The sequence below is a fragment of the Rhodanobacter sp. B2A1Ga4 genome, from assembly GCF_018101315.1.
In the GTDB taxonomy this organism is placed as follows: Bacteria; Pseudomonadota; Gammaproteobacteria; order Xanthomonadales; family Rhodanobacteraceae; genus Rhodanobacter; species Rhodanobacter thiooxydans_A.
The window spans coordinates 30994-46338 of sequence record NZ_JADBJR010000007.1 but is presented as its reverse complement, the minus strand read 5'-3'; the positions used below and the strand labels follow the sequence as shown (position 1 = coordinate 46338).

General features: G+C 68.3%; 14 protein-coding genes. 3 read left to right on the top strand and 11 right to left on the bottom strand.

The features are described from left to right. Nucleotides 1-30: 30 nt before the first annotated feature. From IMW82_RS16810 to IMW82_RS16795, 4 genes are read right to left on the bottom strand one after another with little or no spacing between them, the layout of a single operon-like run. Nucleotides 31-1353, bottom strand: coding sequence for a carbohydrate porin (locus tag IMW82_RS16810; protein ID WP_244754409.1), 1323 nt, complete (start codon nt 1351-1353; stop codon nt 31-33). A 5-nt stretch (nt 1354-1358) separates the two neighbouring features. Then, complete coding sequence (locus IMW82_RS16805) at nt 1359-2756, bottom strand: cytochrome c (protein ID WP_211005417.1); 1398 nt, start codon at nt 2754-2756, stop codon at nt 1359-1361. Next, the gene (locus tag IMW82_RS16800; protein ID WP_211005416.1) at nt 2753-4396 is read right to left on the bottom strand and encodes a GMC family oxidoreductase; all 1644 of its coding nucleotides are present in this window, start codon (nt 4394-4396) and stop codon (nt 2753-2755) included. The genes IMW82_RS16805 and IMW82_RS16800 overlap by 4 nt, the downstream gene beginning before the upstream one ends. 13 nt (nt 4397-4409) lie before the next feature. Then, a complete protein-coding gene (locus tag IMW82_RS16795) occupies nt 4410-4940 on the bottom strand; it encodes a sugar dehydrogenase complex small subunit (protein ID WP_211005415.1) in 531 nt (176 codons plus the stop codon). 454 nt (nt 4941-5394) lie between these two features. Here IMW82_RS16795 and IMW82_RS16790 point away from each other — a divergent pair, with 454 nt between their 5' ends. Beyond that, nucleotides 5395-5787, top strand: coding sequence for a DoxX family protein (locus IMW82_RS16790; protein WP_345777144.1), 393 nt, complete (start codon nt 5395-5397; stop codon nt 5785-5787). A gap of 65 nt (nt 5788-5852) precedes the next feature. Here IMW82_RS16790 and IMW82_RS16785 read toward each other — a convergent pair whose 3' ends face one another. Together IMW82_RS16785 and IMW82_RS16780 are read right to left on the bottom strand one after the other, a co-directional pair. Further along, a complete protein-coding gene (locus tag IMW82_RS16785; RefSeq protein ID WP_211005414.1) occupies nt 5853-7172 on the bottom strand; it encodes a sorbosone dehydrogenase family protein in 1320 nt (439 codons plus the stop codon). Beyond that, nucleotides 7165-7608, bottom strand: coding sequence for a hypothetical protein (locus IMW82_RS16780; RefSeq protein ID WP_211005413.1), 444 nt, complete (start codon nt 7606-7608; stop codon nt 7165-7167). The genes IMW82_RS16785 and IMW82_RS16780 overlap by 8 nt, the downstream gene beginning before the upstream one ends. 481 nt (nt 7609-8089) lie before the next feature. Here IMW82_RS16780 and IMW82_RS16775 point away from each other — a divergent pair, with 481 nt between their 5' ends. Then, nucleotides 8090-10096: a TonB-dependent receptor gene (locus tag IMW82_RS16775; protein WP_211005412.1), complete on the top strand. Its 2007-nt coding sequence runs from the start codon at nt 8090-8092 to the stop codon at nt 10094-10096. Between the two features lie 28 nt (nt 10097-10124). Here IMW82_RS16775 and IMW82_RS16770 read toward each other — a convergent pair whose 3' ends face one another. From IMW82_RS16770 to IMW82_RS16755, 4 genes are all read right to left on the bottom strand, one after another. Continuing rightward, nucleotides 10125-11084 carry a cation diffusion facilitator family transporter gene (locus IMW82_RS16770; RefSeq protein ID WP_211005411.1) on the bottom strand — a complete coding sequence of 320 codons (960 nt, stop codon included), beginning with the start codon at nt 11082-11084 and terminating at the stop codon, nt 10125-10127. 74 nt (nt 11085-11158) lie between these two features. Next, entirely contained in the window at nt 11159-11731 is a 573-nt protein-coding gene (locus IMW82_RS16765) for an NADPH-dependent FMN reductase (RefSeq protein WP_108472228.1), read from the bottom strand. 145 nt (nt 11732-11876) lie between these two features. Continuing rightward, the gene (locus IMW82_RS16760; RefSeq protein ID WP_211005410.1) at nt 11877-12422 is read right to left on the bottom strand and encodes a DNA starvation/stationary phase protection protein; all 546 of its coding nucleotides are present in this window, start codon (nt 12420-12422) and stop codon (nt 11877-11879) included. Nucleotides 12423-12456: 34 nt separating this feature from the next. After that, nucleotides 12457-13068 (bottom strand): NAD(P)-dependent oxidoreductase, encoded by a 612-nt coding sequence (locus IMW82_RS16755; protein ID WP_211005409.1) that lies wholly within the window; start codon nt 13066-13068, stop codon nt 12457-12459. A 197-nt stretch (nt 13069-13265) separates the two neighbouring features. On the opposite strand from IMW82_RS16755, the gene ygiD reads away from it, so the two are divergent. Next, nucleotides 13266-14063, top strand: coding sequence for a 4,5-DOPA dioxygenase extradiol (ygiD, locus tag IMW82_RS16750; protein WP_244754408.1), 798 nt, complete (start codon nt 13266-13268; stop codon nt 14061-14063). A 46-nt stretch (nt 14064-14109) separates the two neighbouring features. Here the strand turns inward: ygiD and IMW82_RS16745 are convergent, their stop codons facing one another. Continuing rightward, complete coding sequence (locus IMW82_RS16745) at nt 14110-15345, bottom strand: amidohydrolase family protein (RefSeq protein ID WP_211005408.1); 1236 nt, start codon at nt 15343-15345, stop codon at nt 14110-14112.

Genomic DNA, 15345 nt, shown 5'->3' with positions numbered 1-15345 from the left:
CCGAGTCGACGCCGGGCATCAGGTTTCGGCTCAGAACGTCACCTGCGTATACAAACCGATGACAAAGGCGTCGGGAATGTTGCCGGTGCCGCCCGGGCGGAATACGTATTGCAGGTTCGGGCGCAGGGTCAGCCAGGGGGTGATCCTCGCGCCGTAGTCGATTTCGGCGATGCTTTCATAAGTCTGGATGCCGACGCTGCCGGGCGCCACGCTGTCGCGGTCGCGCTGGTAGCGGGTCAGGCGCGGATTGGTGCGGCCGCTGGCGAGCATGAACGAGATCACGTCGTTGGCGCGGCCGGGAAAGGTGCCCTGGTAGTGGCCGCCGAGCACCCAGAAGTCGCGGAAGCGGGCGGTGGCCTTGTCGCCGACGCCGGCCATCAGGCCGAGGGTCAGGCCGCGGCTGGAGTCGGCGCCTTCGCGGTAGACCATGCGGTCGGCGATCACGTAGCCGCCGGAGCGGCCGTTGTGCTGCAGGAAGCGGGCGCCGGTGAGGCCGGCGGGCTGGCCGTTGATGTCGGTATAGACGTCGGGCGTGCCGGCAGTGTTGTAGTACACGCCGAACTTGAGATCGCCGGGCAGCTGCCCGGCGCCGCGACCGCTGCTCCAGCCCAGTTCGACCGGCACGAACACGCCGTGGTGCTTGAGGCTGAGATTGAAGCCCTGGTCCTTGTTGCCGGCGTTGGGGTTGTTGAGATACGCGCCGACGCTGACGTAGAAGTCTGGCGTGGCGTGCCACTTCACGTGACCGCCCCATTGCGCGGTGGGGAAGTTGTGCGCGCCGCTGTTGGTGGTCATCGCGTTGGCGTGGCCGCAGATGATGCCGTTCTGGAAATTGCAGAACGCCGGCAGCCGCGCGAAGTCGTCACCCACCGGCGACCAGCCCAGTTCCATGAAGATGCGGTGGTCGTGGAAATCCTGCTGCCAGTTCAGCTCGGCGAGGCGGAAGTTCTGCCCCGCGCCATACAGCTCCTGCACCGAGAACTGGTTGCCGATCGCATCGTTGCTGAGGCTGCGGCCATCGCGCTCGGTGACGGTGAACTGGATCTTCGCGTTCGGCACGCCCCATAGTTTGTCGAGGTCGAAATCCGCGCCGGCGTCGAGTTGCTGGGTGTAGCGCGCGGTCTGCTCGTGGCCGCCAGAGAGGTTGCCCGCGCTTTCGGTGGCCCAGTGCGCGCGCAGGGTGATGCCATCGTCCTGCAGGCTGCTGCGCGTGCCGCCCCAGTCGCCGGTCAGCGTGGGCCGGGTCAGCCAGCCATCGTCGCCGGTCGACTGCGCCATCGCCGGCAGCGTGCCCAGCCACAGCAGCATGCCGCCGAATACCAGGCCGCGGGTCGTGCAGGATGGATGGCGCATGAGGGTCAGGCCTGGCCGGAGGAAGGCCGGCGCCGTTTGCGCCGGAGCCATAGAACGATGATGGCGAGGAGCAGCAGCACCGCCAGCATCGCCAGCCGCACCAGGGCGACCAGGTGCGATGGCGCGCCGCCGCTGCGCAGGTTGGCGACCTGTGTCGCGGTGATCCGTGCGGCAGGGTTGCCGTAACGCAGCGTCAGGTAATTGCCGAGGGTGGCGATCTGCTGATCGGACAGCGCGTGCGCGAAGCCCGGCATGCGCACGCCGGAGTCGCCGGTCTGCCAGCGGATGCCGTCGAGGATCACCAGCACCAGGTTGGCGGTGTCGGCGCGGCCGGTGGCGGTGTTGTGGAACAGCGGCGGCAGGCCGCCGTCGAAGCTGCCTTCGCCGCTGGCCTGGTGGCAGCTGGCGCAGTGCGCGTCGTAGAGCTGCGCGCCACTCCACTGCTGCGCGTCGTCGGGCAGGGCGGTGCCGCGCTGGTCGGCGATCCCGTCGAACGCCGCGCCCCAGCCGTCGACGGGCCGGGTGTCGGCCGGGTCGTGTTGCGCGGGGACCGTCTTCAGGTAGGTGGCGATCGCCTGCAGGTCCGTCGGTTCGAGATGCTGCAGGCTGTGCTCGACCGCCTCGGCCATCGGCCCGGCCGCCTGTGCCTTGCCGCGGGCGTGGCCAAGCCGCAGGTAGTCGACCAGGTCCTGTTCGCTCCAGTTGCCGATGCCGCTGTTCGCGTCGGCGGTGATGTTCGGCGCGTGCCAGCTGCCCACCATGCCACCGGCCAGTTCGCGCGACGATTGTTCGGCCATCAGCAGGTTGCGCGGCGTGTGGCAGGTGCTGCAGTGGGCCAGCCCGCGTACCAGGTAGGCGCCGCGATTCCACACAGCGCTCTCGGCCGGGTTGGGTGTGAACGGCTGGCGGTCGAGGAACAGCAGGTTCCACGCCGCCATCGACAGGCGGATGTTGAACGGGAACGGCAGCCGGGTCGGCGCCGGCTTGCTGTCCACCGGCGCCACGCCGTGCATGAAGTACGCATACAGTGCATGCACGTCGTCGTCGGTGAGCTGCGCGTAGGCGGTGTACGGCATCGCCGGGTACAGGTGGGCGCCGTCGGCGCGGATGCCCTTGCGCACCGCGTCGCGGAACTGCGCCTCGGTGTAGTGGCCGATGCCGGCGCTGGTCGACGGCGTGATGTTGGTGCTGATGATGTTGCCGACCGGGGTGGGTACCGTCAGCCCGCCGGCGTACGGCTGGCCGCCGGGCGCGGTATGGCAGGCCACGCAGTCGCCCGCGGTGGCCAGGTACTGGCCGCGTTGCAGCAGGGTGGCGTCGGCGTTGTCGGTGGCGCCGGCAGGCGTGGCGACGAGCAGGCCGAGCAGGGCGAGCAGTGGAAGGTGGCGGATCAGCGCGTTCATGCCAGGTCCGCCTCGTGGCCGGTGTGCACCGCGGCCGCGCGCGCCTGTTTCGCCGGCAGGATGTGCTCGGCGGTGCGCAGCGCCAGCGCCACCGCGGTGAGCGTGGAGTTCATGGTGGCCGCGGTGGGCATCACGCCGGTGCTGCAGACGAACAGGTTCTCGTGGTCGTGCGTGCGGCCGAACGCATCGACCACCGAGCTGGCCGGATCGTTGCCCATGCTCATCGTGCCGGTGATGTGCTGGTTGTTGGCGAACTGGCCTTCCGCGCTGTAGCGCAGGCCGGTGCCGCCCATCAGCTCGGCGATGCGGGCGAAGTCGGCCTTGGACACTTCGGCGGCGCGGCGCGTGTAGTCGTCGATCGCGTAGTGTGCCTCCGGTTTCGGGATGCCCATGGCGTCCTTCTCCGAACTGAGCGCGATGCGGTTGTCGGGGTTGGGCAGCACCTCCAGCACGTTCTTCACGTTGACCTGCCGCGCGGCGCGCCAGCGCAGCTGCCTGGCGAACTCCGCGCCGTACACACCTTCCTTGATCAGGTCGTTGGTGACGCCATACACCTGCGAGATGTTGGTGAAATCCAGCCGGTACGGCGCGTGCTGGCTGCGGAATGCGCCGTCGCGCAGCGTGTTGATCGAACTGGGACTCTGCGGGCCGCGGCCCAGCCACAGTTCCTCGTCGGCGTAGAAGGTGAGCGAGGTGCTGGGGTGGTCCATCAGGTGGCGGCCGACCATGCCGGAGCTGTTGGCCAGCCCGTTCGGGTACTTGCTGCTGGCCGACAGCAACAACAGTTTCGGGCTCTCGATGCCGTTCGCGGCGAGGATGAAGGTCTTGCCGGTGACGCGGTGCTCGCTCTTGTCCGGCGCGTAGTAGTGCACCGCCACGATGCGGCCGCCGACATCGTGCTCGATGCGGTAGACCACCGCGTTGGGCACCAGCTTCGCGCCTGCCGCCTCGGCCGCTTCCACCGCGTTGATGCCCAGGTACTGCGCGTTGACCGGGCAGATCGGCTGGCAGCTGTTGTTACCCACGCAGGCCGGTCGTCCGTCGTAGCCGCGGCTGTTGCGCGCCACCGTGTTGGCGACCACCGGGTACGTCGGAGCCAGCCGTTCGCGGAAGCGGCGCATCGACCACGGCTCGGCCACCGGCTCCATCGGAAACGGGTGCTGGCGCGGCGAGCCGGTGTTGTCCGCGCCAGCCACGCCGAGGATTTCCTCCGCCTCCTGGTACCACGGGTCGAGTTCCTCGTAGCTCAGCGGCCAGTCCACGCCCACGCCGTACAGGCTCTTGATGCGCACGTCGTTCGGCACCAGCCGCCACGCCTGCGCGGCCCAGTGCCAGGTGGTGCCGCCTACCGCGCGGATGTACTCGGCCGGATAGGGATACGGCCCGGCCTGTTTCAGGTAACCGTTGTCCTGCGGCACGTAGATCGGATGCGGCGCCCATGGCGACGGCGGGTACGGCGCCATCCAGTTGCCTTTCAACGGCGAGTTGCGGAACGCGGCGACGATGCGGGCGCGTTCCAGCCGCGGTCCCGCTTCCAGGATCAGCACCGAGGCGCCCTGCTGCGCCAGCCGGCGCGCGGCCAGCGCGCCGACGATGCCCGAGCCGATCACCACGATGTCAGCCGACAGCTGTGCGGGCATCCGACTTCACTCCTCAGGTGTTGGGTTTGGCGGCCCAGCTGCCATAGCTGCCGTAGGCATAGGTCGGCGGCTTCAGCACATCGGCCACGATCACCGCGTTGAGCGCGGTCTCGTAGGCGACGCAGCGCGCGCCTTCGCCGCTGCCGATCACGCCCAGCATCCAGGCACTCATGATCTGGCGCGGCAGCGGCGCCAGCGGCGAATGCTCGCCGTCCAGCACGCCCTGCAATTGCAGCGGGTCGATGTGGCGTTCGTTGATCAGGGCCAGCAGCGCCTGCACGTCGGCCGAAAAGTTCGGATGAGTGGCGGCGAGGGCGTCGTACAGGCGCGTCGCCTGCGCAGCATCCAGCGCTTGCCGACCCACCAGGATTGCCGACAGCGCGGTGAACGCGCCGAGGTCGGCGCGCGGGGCCGGTTGCGCCAGCGCCCAGGGGATCAGCGAGGCGGTGTAGGCGGTGAGCAGGCCAGCCAGCAGGCGCCGCCGCGCAGGATCGGCAGGGGTATCGCACCGGGTGTCGATGCTCTCGAGCGAGTTCGTCGTCATGATGTTCCCCCAGGTTGATGCCCCTGCCCGGCGACTTGCCGGACTCGGCAACGCTACTCTGCTGCGGGCTCAAGACAACGTGAAAAATCCGGGCCGGTGAAAGCCTCGGCGCGTGGTTGGCGCCTCACGAAAAGTAAAAGCATTGCCGGACTTTCTGCAGCATCCCCGCAGCCATGCCGACCGGAAAATCTTGCGGCATCTCCACCTTGCAGCGTTCACGCATGTGTGACGGGCGACGGATCAACTTCGCGCAGCGCGATGGCCCACGACGGTGTCGATCCTTCCATCGATCGCGTCGAGGTGGCCGAGCATCGCCGACCGCGCGGCATGCAACGCGGTGCCGCGGGCGCAGGCCGTTGGTCCAAGACGCGTTTCATCAGGGCGCCGGCGGGCGGCTTCTCCAGCGCGTAACCGGCGGGTCGGCAAGCTCAATTCCGTGAAAGTGGAGAACATCGTGGACAAGTTGATCAGCGTAGCGGCACGCCTGTTGATGGCGCAGCTCTTCATCATCTCGGGCTGGCAGAAACTGACCGGCTACAGCGGCACCGAAGGTTATTTCGCCCACATGGGCATTCCCCTGGTCGGCGTGGTGACCCCGCTGGTCATCCTCATCGAACTGGGTGGCGGGCTCGCCCTGCTGTTCGGGTTCAAGACGCGTTGGGTGGCTGCCGTCATCGCGCTGTTCACCGTAGGCTCGGCGCTGATCGCGCACACGCATTTCGCCGACCCGAACCAGATGGTCAACTTCATGAAGAACCTGTCGATCGCCGGTGGCCTGCTGTGGTTCGTGCGCAATGGCGCGGGCTCGGCCAGCGTCGACGCGTCATTCGGCAAATCGTCGTCATGAGGCGTGGCCGGCGTTCGCCGGCCACGCGAGTGGCGAGCACTGACCGGCTGGCTCCGCGCCGGTATTCAGGGCGAGGCGGCGGTGACGCGCCAGACCGCGTCGCCCACATCGTCTGCGATCAGCAGTGCGCCGTCCTTGTCCTGCGCCAACCCGACCGGTGCACCGTACAGCTGCGATTCGTCGTCCGAGTAAAAGCCGGTGACGAGCGGTTCGGGCACGCCGGTCGGCTTGCCGTCCACGAACGCGACATGGACGACGGCGTAGCCGCTCAGTGGCGAGCGGTCCCAGCTGCCATGCTCGCTGACGAAGGCCCCGTTGTGATACTTCTCCGGCAGCGCGTTGCTGTCCGAGAACAGCAGCCCGAGCGCGGCGACGTGCGAGCCCAGCGCGTAGTCGGGCTTGATCGCCTTCGCCACCAGGTCCGGCCGCTGCGGCATGACGCGGCTGTCCACGTGCTGGCCGAAGTAACTGTATGGCCAGCCGTAGAAACCGCCCGGCTGGACCGAGGTCAGGTAGTCGGGCACCAGGTCCGCGCCGATCTCGTCGCGCTCGTTGACGATCGCCCAGAGCTTGCCCGTATGCGGCTCGATCTGCAGCCCGGTCGGATTGCGCAGGCCCGAGGCATAGATCCGGCTGCCGGCGCTGGCCACGTCCACCTCCAGCACGTTCGCGCGCCGGTATTCCTGGTCGATGCCGTTCTCGGTGATGTTGCTGTTGGAGCCGACGCCGACGTACAGCTTGCGGCCGTCCGGGCTGGCCACCAGTGCCTTGGTCCAGTGATGGTTGATGGTGGCCGGCAGGTCGGTGAACTCCACCCCGGGCGCGGTGATCTGCGTTTCGCCCGTGACGTAGGGGAACTTCACGATTGCGTCGGTGTTGGCCACGTACAGCGTGTCGCCGATCAGCGCCACGCCGAACGGCGAGTGCAAGTGCTCGATGAAGACGTGCTTCTCCCACTCGCCACCGGCGTTGCCGGTGTGGCGCAGCAGGGTGATCCGGTTGCCGCCTTTCGCACCCTTGCCCGAGAGATTCTTGACCTTGTTGGCGATCAGCTGCTTCGGCGTGGTCACCGGCTCGGAGCCGGGGCCGTTGGATTCCACCACGAGGATGTCGCCGTTGGGGAGGGTGTAAAGCTGGCGCGGGTGCATGAGTCCGCTGGCGATCTTTTCGATCCTGAGCCCGGCCGCCACCTTCGGCGCCTGGCCCTGCTGCCAGCCGGCATAGCGGGGAACCTGCATCGGCGGGACCAGGAAGTTGCGGGCGCCTGGCAGCGGCGGGGCGTCGCCCGACTGCTGCGCGGGTTGATACGACGCCTTCCCGCTGCATGCCGCCAGAATCATCCCGAAGACCAATGCCAGCACACTGCGAAGGATGATCTTATTCATGGATGTACTCCTTCGCTGCAGAGTGCTGCACGGCCATCACGAGGTGGGCGATGGCCAGCAGGATGACCGTGCACACCGAGAGCCATACGCCGGTGGGAACCACCGCGTAGGCGTCGCGGCTGTGCACGAACGCATTGAAGATCGCCGCGACGATGGCGAACAGGTTGAGCCAGAAGTCCAGCTTGTCGGCGCTTCGGGCGATCTGTCGGGAGGTGATCCAGACCTGGGCGAGGTTGACGAAGCGCGGGATCACCGCGAGCAACAAGCCGAACACGATCAGCCAGGCGGCGCCCTTGTTCCACAACACGCCGGCGGTCCGCACATAGAGGATGTCGAAAATCAGCGCGGCGACAAAGAAGCCGAACGGAAGGGGATTGAGCAGGCCATAGATGGCGTTGGCCAGGGTGGAGCGATGCGGTGCGACGCGCGAGTTCACGGGCAGCTACCTCTGCGGGAAGGATGCTATGGGTGGCGAGAACGATCTGCGCAGGAGCCGGTGGAGGAGCGGCCATCGGGCGTTGTGCCGGTTCCCCCACCCACACTTCCGGCCGCCGGCAACACTGGAAATCGTGGCCCGCCGCTCGGGATATTGGGAGTAACAGCGTGACGCGTTCGTGACACGCCTTGCCGTCGGAGCTTCGTGACACACTGGTGGCATGTGTCCGCGTGTCCTCGATTATTCCGCCCCGGCTTTCGTCGCGTCGGCTTTGCCCGGAGGCGGTTCCGGGCCGGGTGGCGGCTCGTCCGGTCGTGCCCCCGCTGGCAGAGTTGCGGTCCGCTGGCCGGTCGTCGCGATCCTGTTTTGCCTGGGGTTCGCCCAGCAACGGGTTGCCGCCCAAGAGCCCGTGCCGGCGAGGGTTGACCCGGCCCGTACGGCGCCGCCGACCTTGCCCGCGGTGCAGGTCACTGCGATCCGCATGGACATTCCCCCGTTCGACCTGCCCGCCGCGCTCAGCATGGTGCAGATCGATCCTGCCGCATCCGGCCAGCCGGGCGTGAACCTTTCCGAGTCGCTGGTCGGCGTGCCGGGCATCCTCGCGCGTGACCGGCAGAACTATGCGCAGGACGTGCAGATCTCGATCCGCGGCTTCGGTTCGCGCGCAACTTTCGGCGTGCGCAGCATCCGCCTGTATGTGGACGGCATCCCGGCGACCTTGCCGGATGGGCAGGGCCAGGTCTCGCACTTCAACTTCGATTCGGCCGACCGCGTCGAGATACTGCGTGGCCCGTTCTCGGTGCTCTACGGCAATGCCGCCGGCGGCGTGGTGCAGCTGTGGAGCGCGGAAGGCACGCCGGTGCCGGTGACCACGCTGGGCGTGAACGCCGGCAGCCACGACACCTTCCGCACCAGCGTCGACACGCGCGGCACGCTGGGGCCGGTCGACTACAACGTCGCCGGCTCGCTGTTCCTTTCCGGCGGCTACCGACGGCACAGCCGGGTGCGCCGCGAATCGGACAACGCCCGGTTCGGGGTGGACCTGGGCGACGGGAAGAAGCTCACCATCGTGGCGAACCGCCTGAACCAGCCGGTGTCGCAGGATCCGCTCGGCCTCACCCGCGCGCAGGTCGACGTCGATCCGCGACAGGTCGCCGCGGTCGCCGTCCAGTACGACACGCGCAAGCGCATCGAGCAGAACCAGCTGGGCGCCATCTACGAGCAGCCGCTGGACGGCAGCGACCAGGTGCGGGTGATGGGCTACTTCGGCCAGCGCAACATCGCGCAGTACCAGTCGATCCCGGTGAGCGCCCAGCGAAGCCCGTTGTCGGCGGGCGGCGTGGTGGCGCTGGATACCGACTACGGCGGCCTCGACGCGCGCTGGACCCGCACTGGCCAGCTGGCCGGTCGCGACGTCGAGTTCGTGCTGGGCGTGAGTGCCGACGGGCAATGGCAGCATCGCCGCGGCTACGAGAACTTCGTCGGCGACACGCTGGGGGTGACCGGCGCGTTGCGCCGGAACGAGGACGACAATGTCGACAGCGTCGACGAGTACGCGCAGTGGTACTGGCACTTCGCCGAACGATGGTCGCTGCTGCTCGGCATGCGACATGACGACGTGCGCTTCCGCGCACGCGACCACTACGTCACGGCGACCAATCCGGACGACAGCGGCGGGGTGAACTACACGGCCACCACGCCGGTGCTCGGGCTGGGCTTCCGGCCCAGCGACGACCTGCGGCTCTACGCCAGCTACGGCAAGGGTTTCGAAACGCCGAGCTTCAACGAACTCGGCTACCGCAGCGATGACCGGCCTGGCCTGGCCTTCGACCTGCGTCCGGCACGCAGCCGCAACCTGGAGCTGGGTGCCAAGTGGCAGGTCACGCGTGCACTGGCCTTCGACACGGCGGTGTTCCGCACCGATACGCGCGACGAGCTGGCGGTCAGGACCAGCCAGGGCGGCCGTTCCACCTACCAGAATGTCGGCGACACGCGGCGCCAGGGCGTCGAGTTGTCCCTGACCGGGCAGCTTGCCGACGACTGGCAGATCAGCGCCGGCTTCACCCGCCTGCAGGCGCGTTTCCGCAGTGCGTTCCTCGCCTGCCGGGCCACGCCCTGCACCGCGGTCAGCACGCCGGTGTCCGCGGGTACCCGCATGCCGGGCGTGCCCGAAAACTATGGTTCCTTGCGCATCCGGCACGGCGGCGAGCTGGGCTGGAATGAAAGCCTGGACCTGACCGGCGTGGGTGTGGTCAGCGTCGACGACACCGGCACCGATCGTGCGGCCGGCTATGGCTTGCTGGGCATCGACGCCGGCTACACCTTTGCCTTGGGCAAGGGCACGCGACTGCAGCTCAGCGCCCGCGTGGACAACCTCGGCAACCGCCGCTACATCGGCTCGGTGATCGTCAACGACAGCAACGGGCGCTATTTCGAACCTGGCCCTGGCCGCACCTGGATGCTGGGGGCGCGCCTGGTTTTCCACTGATCCGGCGCCGCTTTGCACGCGATGCGGGCTACTCGTCCATGCCGCCGCCGAAGCGTCGATGCACGGACGCCGCGTAGGCCTCGGCGGTTTGCGGCTTCACGAACAGGGCGACCACTTCCGGATGGCGGCGGCGGATATCGAGTTCGAGCCGGTGCACCAGCTCCTCGATCACGGACGCGCGCACGTCGTCGAGGAACGTCAGGCTGAGCGCGACGACGACCTGATTCGGCGCAAGCTGCACCGTGATCAGCCCGTTGGCGCGGGCGATCGCGTCGTGCTCGCCCGCCATGCGCATGATCGACGCGCCGAGCCGGCGATCGGCCCGCTCACCGATCAGCAGGCTCTTGCTTTCGCGCGCCAGCAGGGCGGCGACGACGGCGAGCACCAAGCCGATGAGGATCGAGGCGACGCCATCGAAAACCGGCGCATCGAGCGTGGTGGCGGCAAACGTGCCGAGGGTGGCGATCGCGATGCCCAGCAGGGCCGCGCTGTCCTCGAACAGCACCATGAAGGATGGTGGGTCCTTGCTGCACAGAAAGGCCTCGTAGTAACCAAGCGGTCCCTTGGCCGCCTTGAAGTGGCGCAGCGAGATCAGCCACGACGCGCCCTCGAACACGAAGCACAGGCCGAACACCACGTAGCTCACCAGCGGGCGGCTGATCGGCTGCGGCTGGCGGACGTGGACGACGCCTTGGTAGATCGACACGCCCGCGCCCAGCGCGAACACCATCAGGGCGACGATGAAACTCCAGAAGTACAGCTCGCGACCGTAGCCCAGTGGGTGCTCCAGGTCGGCTTGCTGCGTCGAGCGGCGCATGCCGTGCAGCAGTAACAGTTCGTTGCCGCTGTCGACGAACGAATGGACGGCCTCGCTGAGCATCGCCGAGCTGCCGGTGCCGATCGCGGCGGCGGTCTTGGTGAGGGCGACCAGCAGATTGCCCGCCAGCGCGGCATACACGCTCAGGCGCGTGGAGGATATGGAGGCCATGGACTTCCCCGCCGTCGTCGCTGCACTGGTCCAGCGTCGTTGCCGCCGGTTCCGGCGGCAACGACGGCGACGGCCTAGTCTTCCCTGGGCAGTACGGTGAGCACGCGCTCGATGAAGACGTGCAGCTCCTTCATGTAGTTGCTCAGGAACTCGGCGGTGGAGTCGTTGCTGACCGTACCGTCCTCGGCGATCAGGCCGGGGCTGAACTGGATGTACGCCTCGATCGTGTTCATCAGCGGCGAATTGCAGAAGCACAGCACGCCGCGCAGCTGCTGCTGGGCGACCGCGGTGCCGATCGAGCCGGGCGAGGTGCCGATCACGCCGGACGGCTTGCGCGCGAACGAGTTCTTGCCCCATGGCCGGCTGGCCCAGTCGATCGCGTTCTTCAGCGCGCCGGGAATCGAGCGGTTGTATTCCGGGGTGACGAACAGGATCGCGTCGACCCCGGCGATCGCCTGCTTGAACGCGCGCGCCACCGGCGGGTAGTCGGCATCGTAGTCGTAGCTGTACAACGGCAGGTCGCGGATCGGGATCTCCACCAGCTGCAACGTGGGCGGTGCGAGCCGGACCAGTGCCTTGGCCAGCAGGCGGTTGATGGAGCCCTTGGCGAGGCTGCCGACGATGTAACCGACCTTGAACGTAGTCATGGGAACTTCCTCGTGGGTGACGTGCTGCGGTGCCGCTGGAATCGCCGCGGCGGGTGATCTCTCAATGGCAGGCCGGGTTTGCTGCGCCCGCCATGGTGAAGAAGGGGATGGTGGCCGGCGCTGCGCGTGGCGACATGCGCGGCAGTCAGTGCCCGCTGGAATCGCCGCGGCGGCTGGTCTCGAACAGGAACCAGGTGCGCCGCTCGGTCTCGTCGATCCATTCCTCGATCAGGCTGGCGGTGGCGATGTCGTGGCGCTCGTCGCACACGCCGTGCGCCTCGCGCAGGCGCGCGGCCAGCGCCTTGTTGTCCTCGCGCAGCTCGGCCAGCATGTCGGCCGGTTCGACGTACTCGGCGTCGTTGTCGTCGACGCGCTGCAGCCGCGCGATGTGGCCGATCGAACGCAGCGTGCTGCCGCCGATCTTGCGGATGCGTTCGGCGATCGGGTCGGTCATTGCGAACAGCTGGTCGCCCTGCTCGTCGAGCAGCAGGTGGTAGTCGCGGAAATTCGGCCCGCTCATGTGCCAGTGGAAGTTCTTGGTCTTCAGGTACAGCGCGAACACGTCGGCGAGGATCGCATTCATGGCGCCGCTCACGTCGCGGGTGGCGCGGGCGTCGAGGTCGGTGGGGGTGGCCAGCGGGGCATGCTGCAGGCGCTGCACGGAGGCCTTGTTGGAGCCGGATTTCTTCATGGGGCGAGTCCTCTGGTCGGAATGTTGGTGAATATCAGTAGCCCACCGTGAAACGCTGCCGCGAGTGCTTCGGCGCTTCCAGTTCGTCGACGAGGGCGATCGCGTAGTCCTCCATCGAGATCCAGCTCTTGCCGTTCGCGTCGGTGAGCAACTGGTCGCTGCCCAGCCGGAACTTGCCGGTGCGCTCGCCGGGTACGAGCTCGGCCGACGGCGACAGGAAGGTCCAGTCGAGCGTGTGCTCGCCGCGCAAGGCGTCGAGGAAGCGGCGGCCGCCCTCGGCCTCGGGCCGATAGGCCGCGGGAAAGCCCGGGTCGTCCAGCAGGATCTGGCCCGGCGCCACTTCCAGCGTGGCCGCGCCGCCGACCACCAGCAGGCGGCCGACTCCCGCCTGCTTTACCGCGGCGATCAGCGATGCGGCGTCGGTCGTGGCGAATTTCAGCGCGCTGAGCACCGCGTCGTGGCCGGCCAGCAGCGGTACCAGTTGCGCCGGCTGGTTGGCGTCGCCGTGCTTGAGCAGCAGCTGCGGCTGGCGGGCCACCATACTGGTGTCGCGGGCGATGCCGGTGACCTGGTGGCCGCGCCGCAGCAGTTCCGCCAGCAGGCGCGAGCCGACGCGGCCGCTGACGCCGATCAAGGCGATATTCATGGTTGTCTCCCAGTGGCTGCATCGGGTTGATTGCCGGTTTCGTCTGTACCGGCGGGATGGTCAGAAGTGGCGCGACGCGTGCGATGCGAATGGCCGTCCATTCACGACCCATGGTGCCGCGCCGCCGATCACGCCAGACTAACGCCGCGAATGTCAGCAATACGTGGATGTGAACCGTCACGAGTGGAGGGCTCCCGATGCCTGAGCGAGATACCCCGGCGACCCGGATGCCGACGATCTTCTTCGGCCATGGCAATCCGATGAACGCGCTGCACGACAACGCCTGGACACGGGGCTGGGCGGCGCTCGGCCAGCGCCTGCCGCGGCCGCGCGCAGTGCTGTCGGTGTCGGCGCACTGGTACCTGCCCGATACCGCGGTCACCGCGATGGCGGCGCCGCGCACCATCCACGATTTCGGCGGCTTCCCGCGCGAGCTGTTCGAGGTGCACTACCCCGCGCCCGGCGACCACGAGCTGGTGCGTCGCGTGCGCGAACTGCTGCGCCCGCTCGACGTGCGCGCGGACCTGTCGTGGGGGCTGGACCACGGCACCTGGTCGGTGCTGTGCCACGTCTATCCCGATGCCGACGTGCCGGTGGTGCAGCTGTCCATCGACGAGTCGCAGCCGCCGGCGTTCCACTACGGCCTGGGCCGGCTGCTGCGGCCGCTGCGCGACGAGGGCATCCTGCTGATCGGCAGCGGCGACGTGGTGCACAACCTGCACAGCTATGCCTGGGGCCGGCACCCGGTCGAACCGTTCGACTGGGCACTGCGCTTCGAGGCGAAGGCGCGCGAGCTGATGCTGCAGGGCGACCACCACGCACTGACCGATTACGAAGCGCTGGGCCGCGACGCGGAGTTGTCGGTGCCGACGCCGGATCATTACCTGCCGCTGCTGTACGTGCTCGGTGCCAGCCACGAGGGTGACGCCGTGACGTTCCCGGTCGAAGGCATGGACGGCGGCTCGATCTCGATGCTGAGCGTGCAGTTCGGCTGAGCGCCGACGGTGCCCGCGCCGTGGCCGGCCCGTTGCGTTCCAGTCTTCAGCGGCTCGTCGCCGCTGCCGGCTCCGGGCGGCGATAGACGCGGCCGCTCTTCATCACGAAATCCACCCGGGCGGTGGCGCCGATGTCGGCCAGCGGATCGCCCGGCATGGCCACGATGTCGGCATGCTTGCCGACCGCGAGCACGCCGATGTCGTCCTGGCCGAGCAGTTCCGCCGCGACGCTGGTGGCGGCCCTGAGCGCGCGCACGGGCGTGAGGCCCGCCGCCACCATCGCCTGGAATTCGAGGATGCCGTGGCTGAAGGGGAACATGCCGCAATCGGTGCCGTAGGCGATTTTCACCTCGCTCTGCGCGATCAACCGCTGCGAGTCGACGATCGAGCCGCTGTCGCGGCTGAACTTCCAGATCGCCTGGCATGGCAGGGTGTGCTCGTGCAGGGCGTGCAGGTCTTCCTGGGTCATCTGCATCGTCGGCACCAGGTAGGTGCCGGCTTCCTTCGCCAGCGCCAGCGCCTCGGCATCGATCAGGTAGGCGTGTTCGAGGCTGCGGGCGCCGGCGCGGATGGCCTGCCGGCAACCGTCGGCGGCGCCGGTGTGCACCGCCACCGGCATGCCCAGTTGCCGCGCGGTGGCGGCCAGCAGGTTCATCTCGTCGTCGAACCACGTCACCCGGGCCGGGTCGTCGCCGGGGCTGAAGTAGCCGCCGGTATTGGTGGTCTTGATCCAGTCGCTGCCGAAGGTGTGCTCGCGGCGAACCAGCGCCTTGATTGCGCCCGCATCGTCGGCGATGGCGGAAACCGGGATGTCCCAGCGCGGCCCGTAGAACCCGCGCAGGTCGCCATGCCCGCCGGACGAGCTGATGATGTGCGCGGCGACGATCAGCCGCGGCCCCTCGACGAGGCCGGCGGCGAGCGCATTGCGCAGGTCCACGGTGGGAAAGTCGGGATCGACGCAGCCCATGTCGCGCAACGTGGTGAAGCCGTAGCGCATGTAGTCGCGGGCGATGTTCAGTCCCTTCAGCGCCTTGGCCGCGGACGACGTCAGCGTCTGCTGCGCCAGGTCGGCGGCATTCATGGTCAGGTGGACGTGGCTGTCGATGAAGCCGGGACTCACCGTGCGCCCGGACAGGTCGATGGTCTGCGCATCGGGCGGCCGGCGCACGGTGGGGCCGATCTCGGCAATGCGGTCGTCTTCCACGAGGATCTCGACCGGGCCGGTCAGGCGATCGGCCAGGCCATCGAACATCCGGCCGCATAGCAATACGCAGGTTCCCAT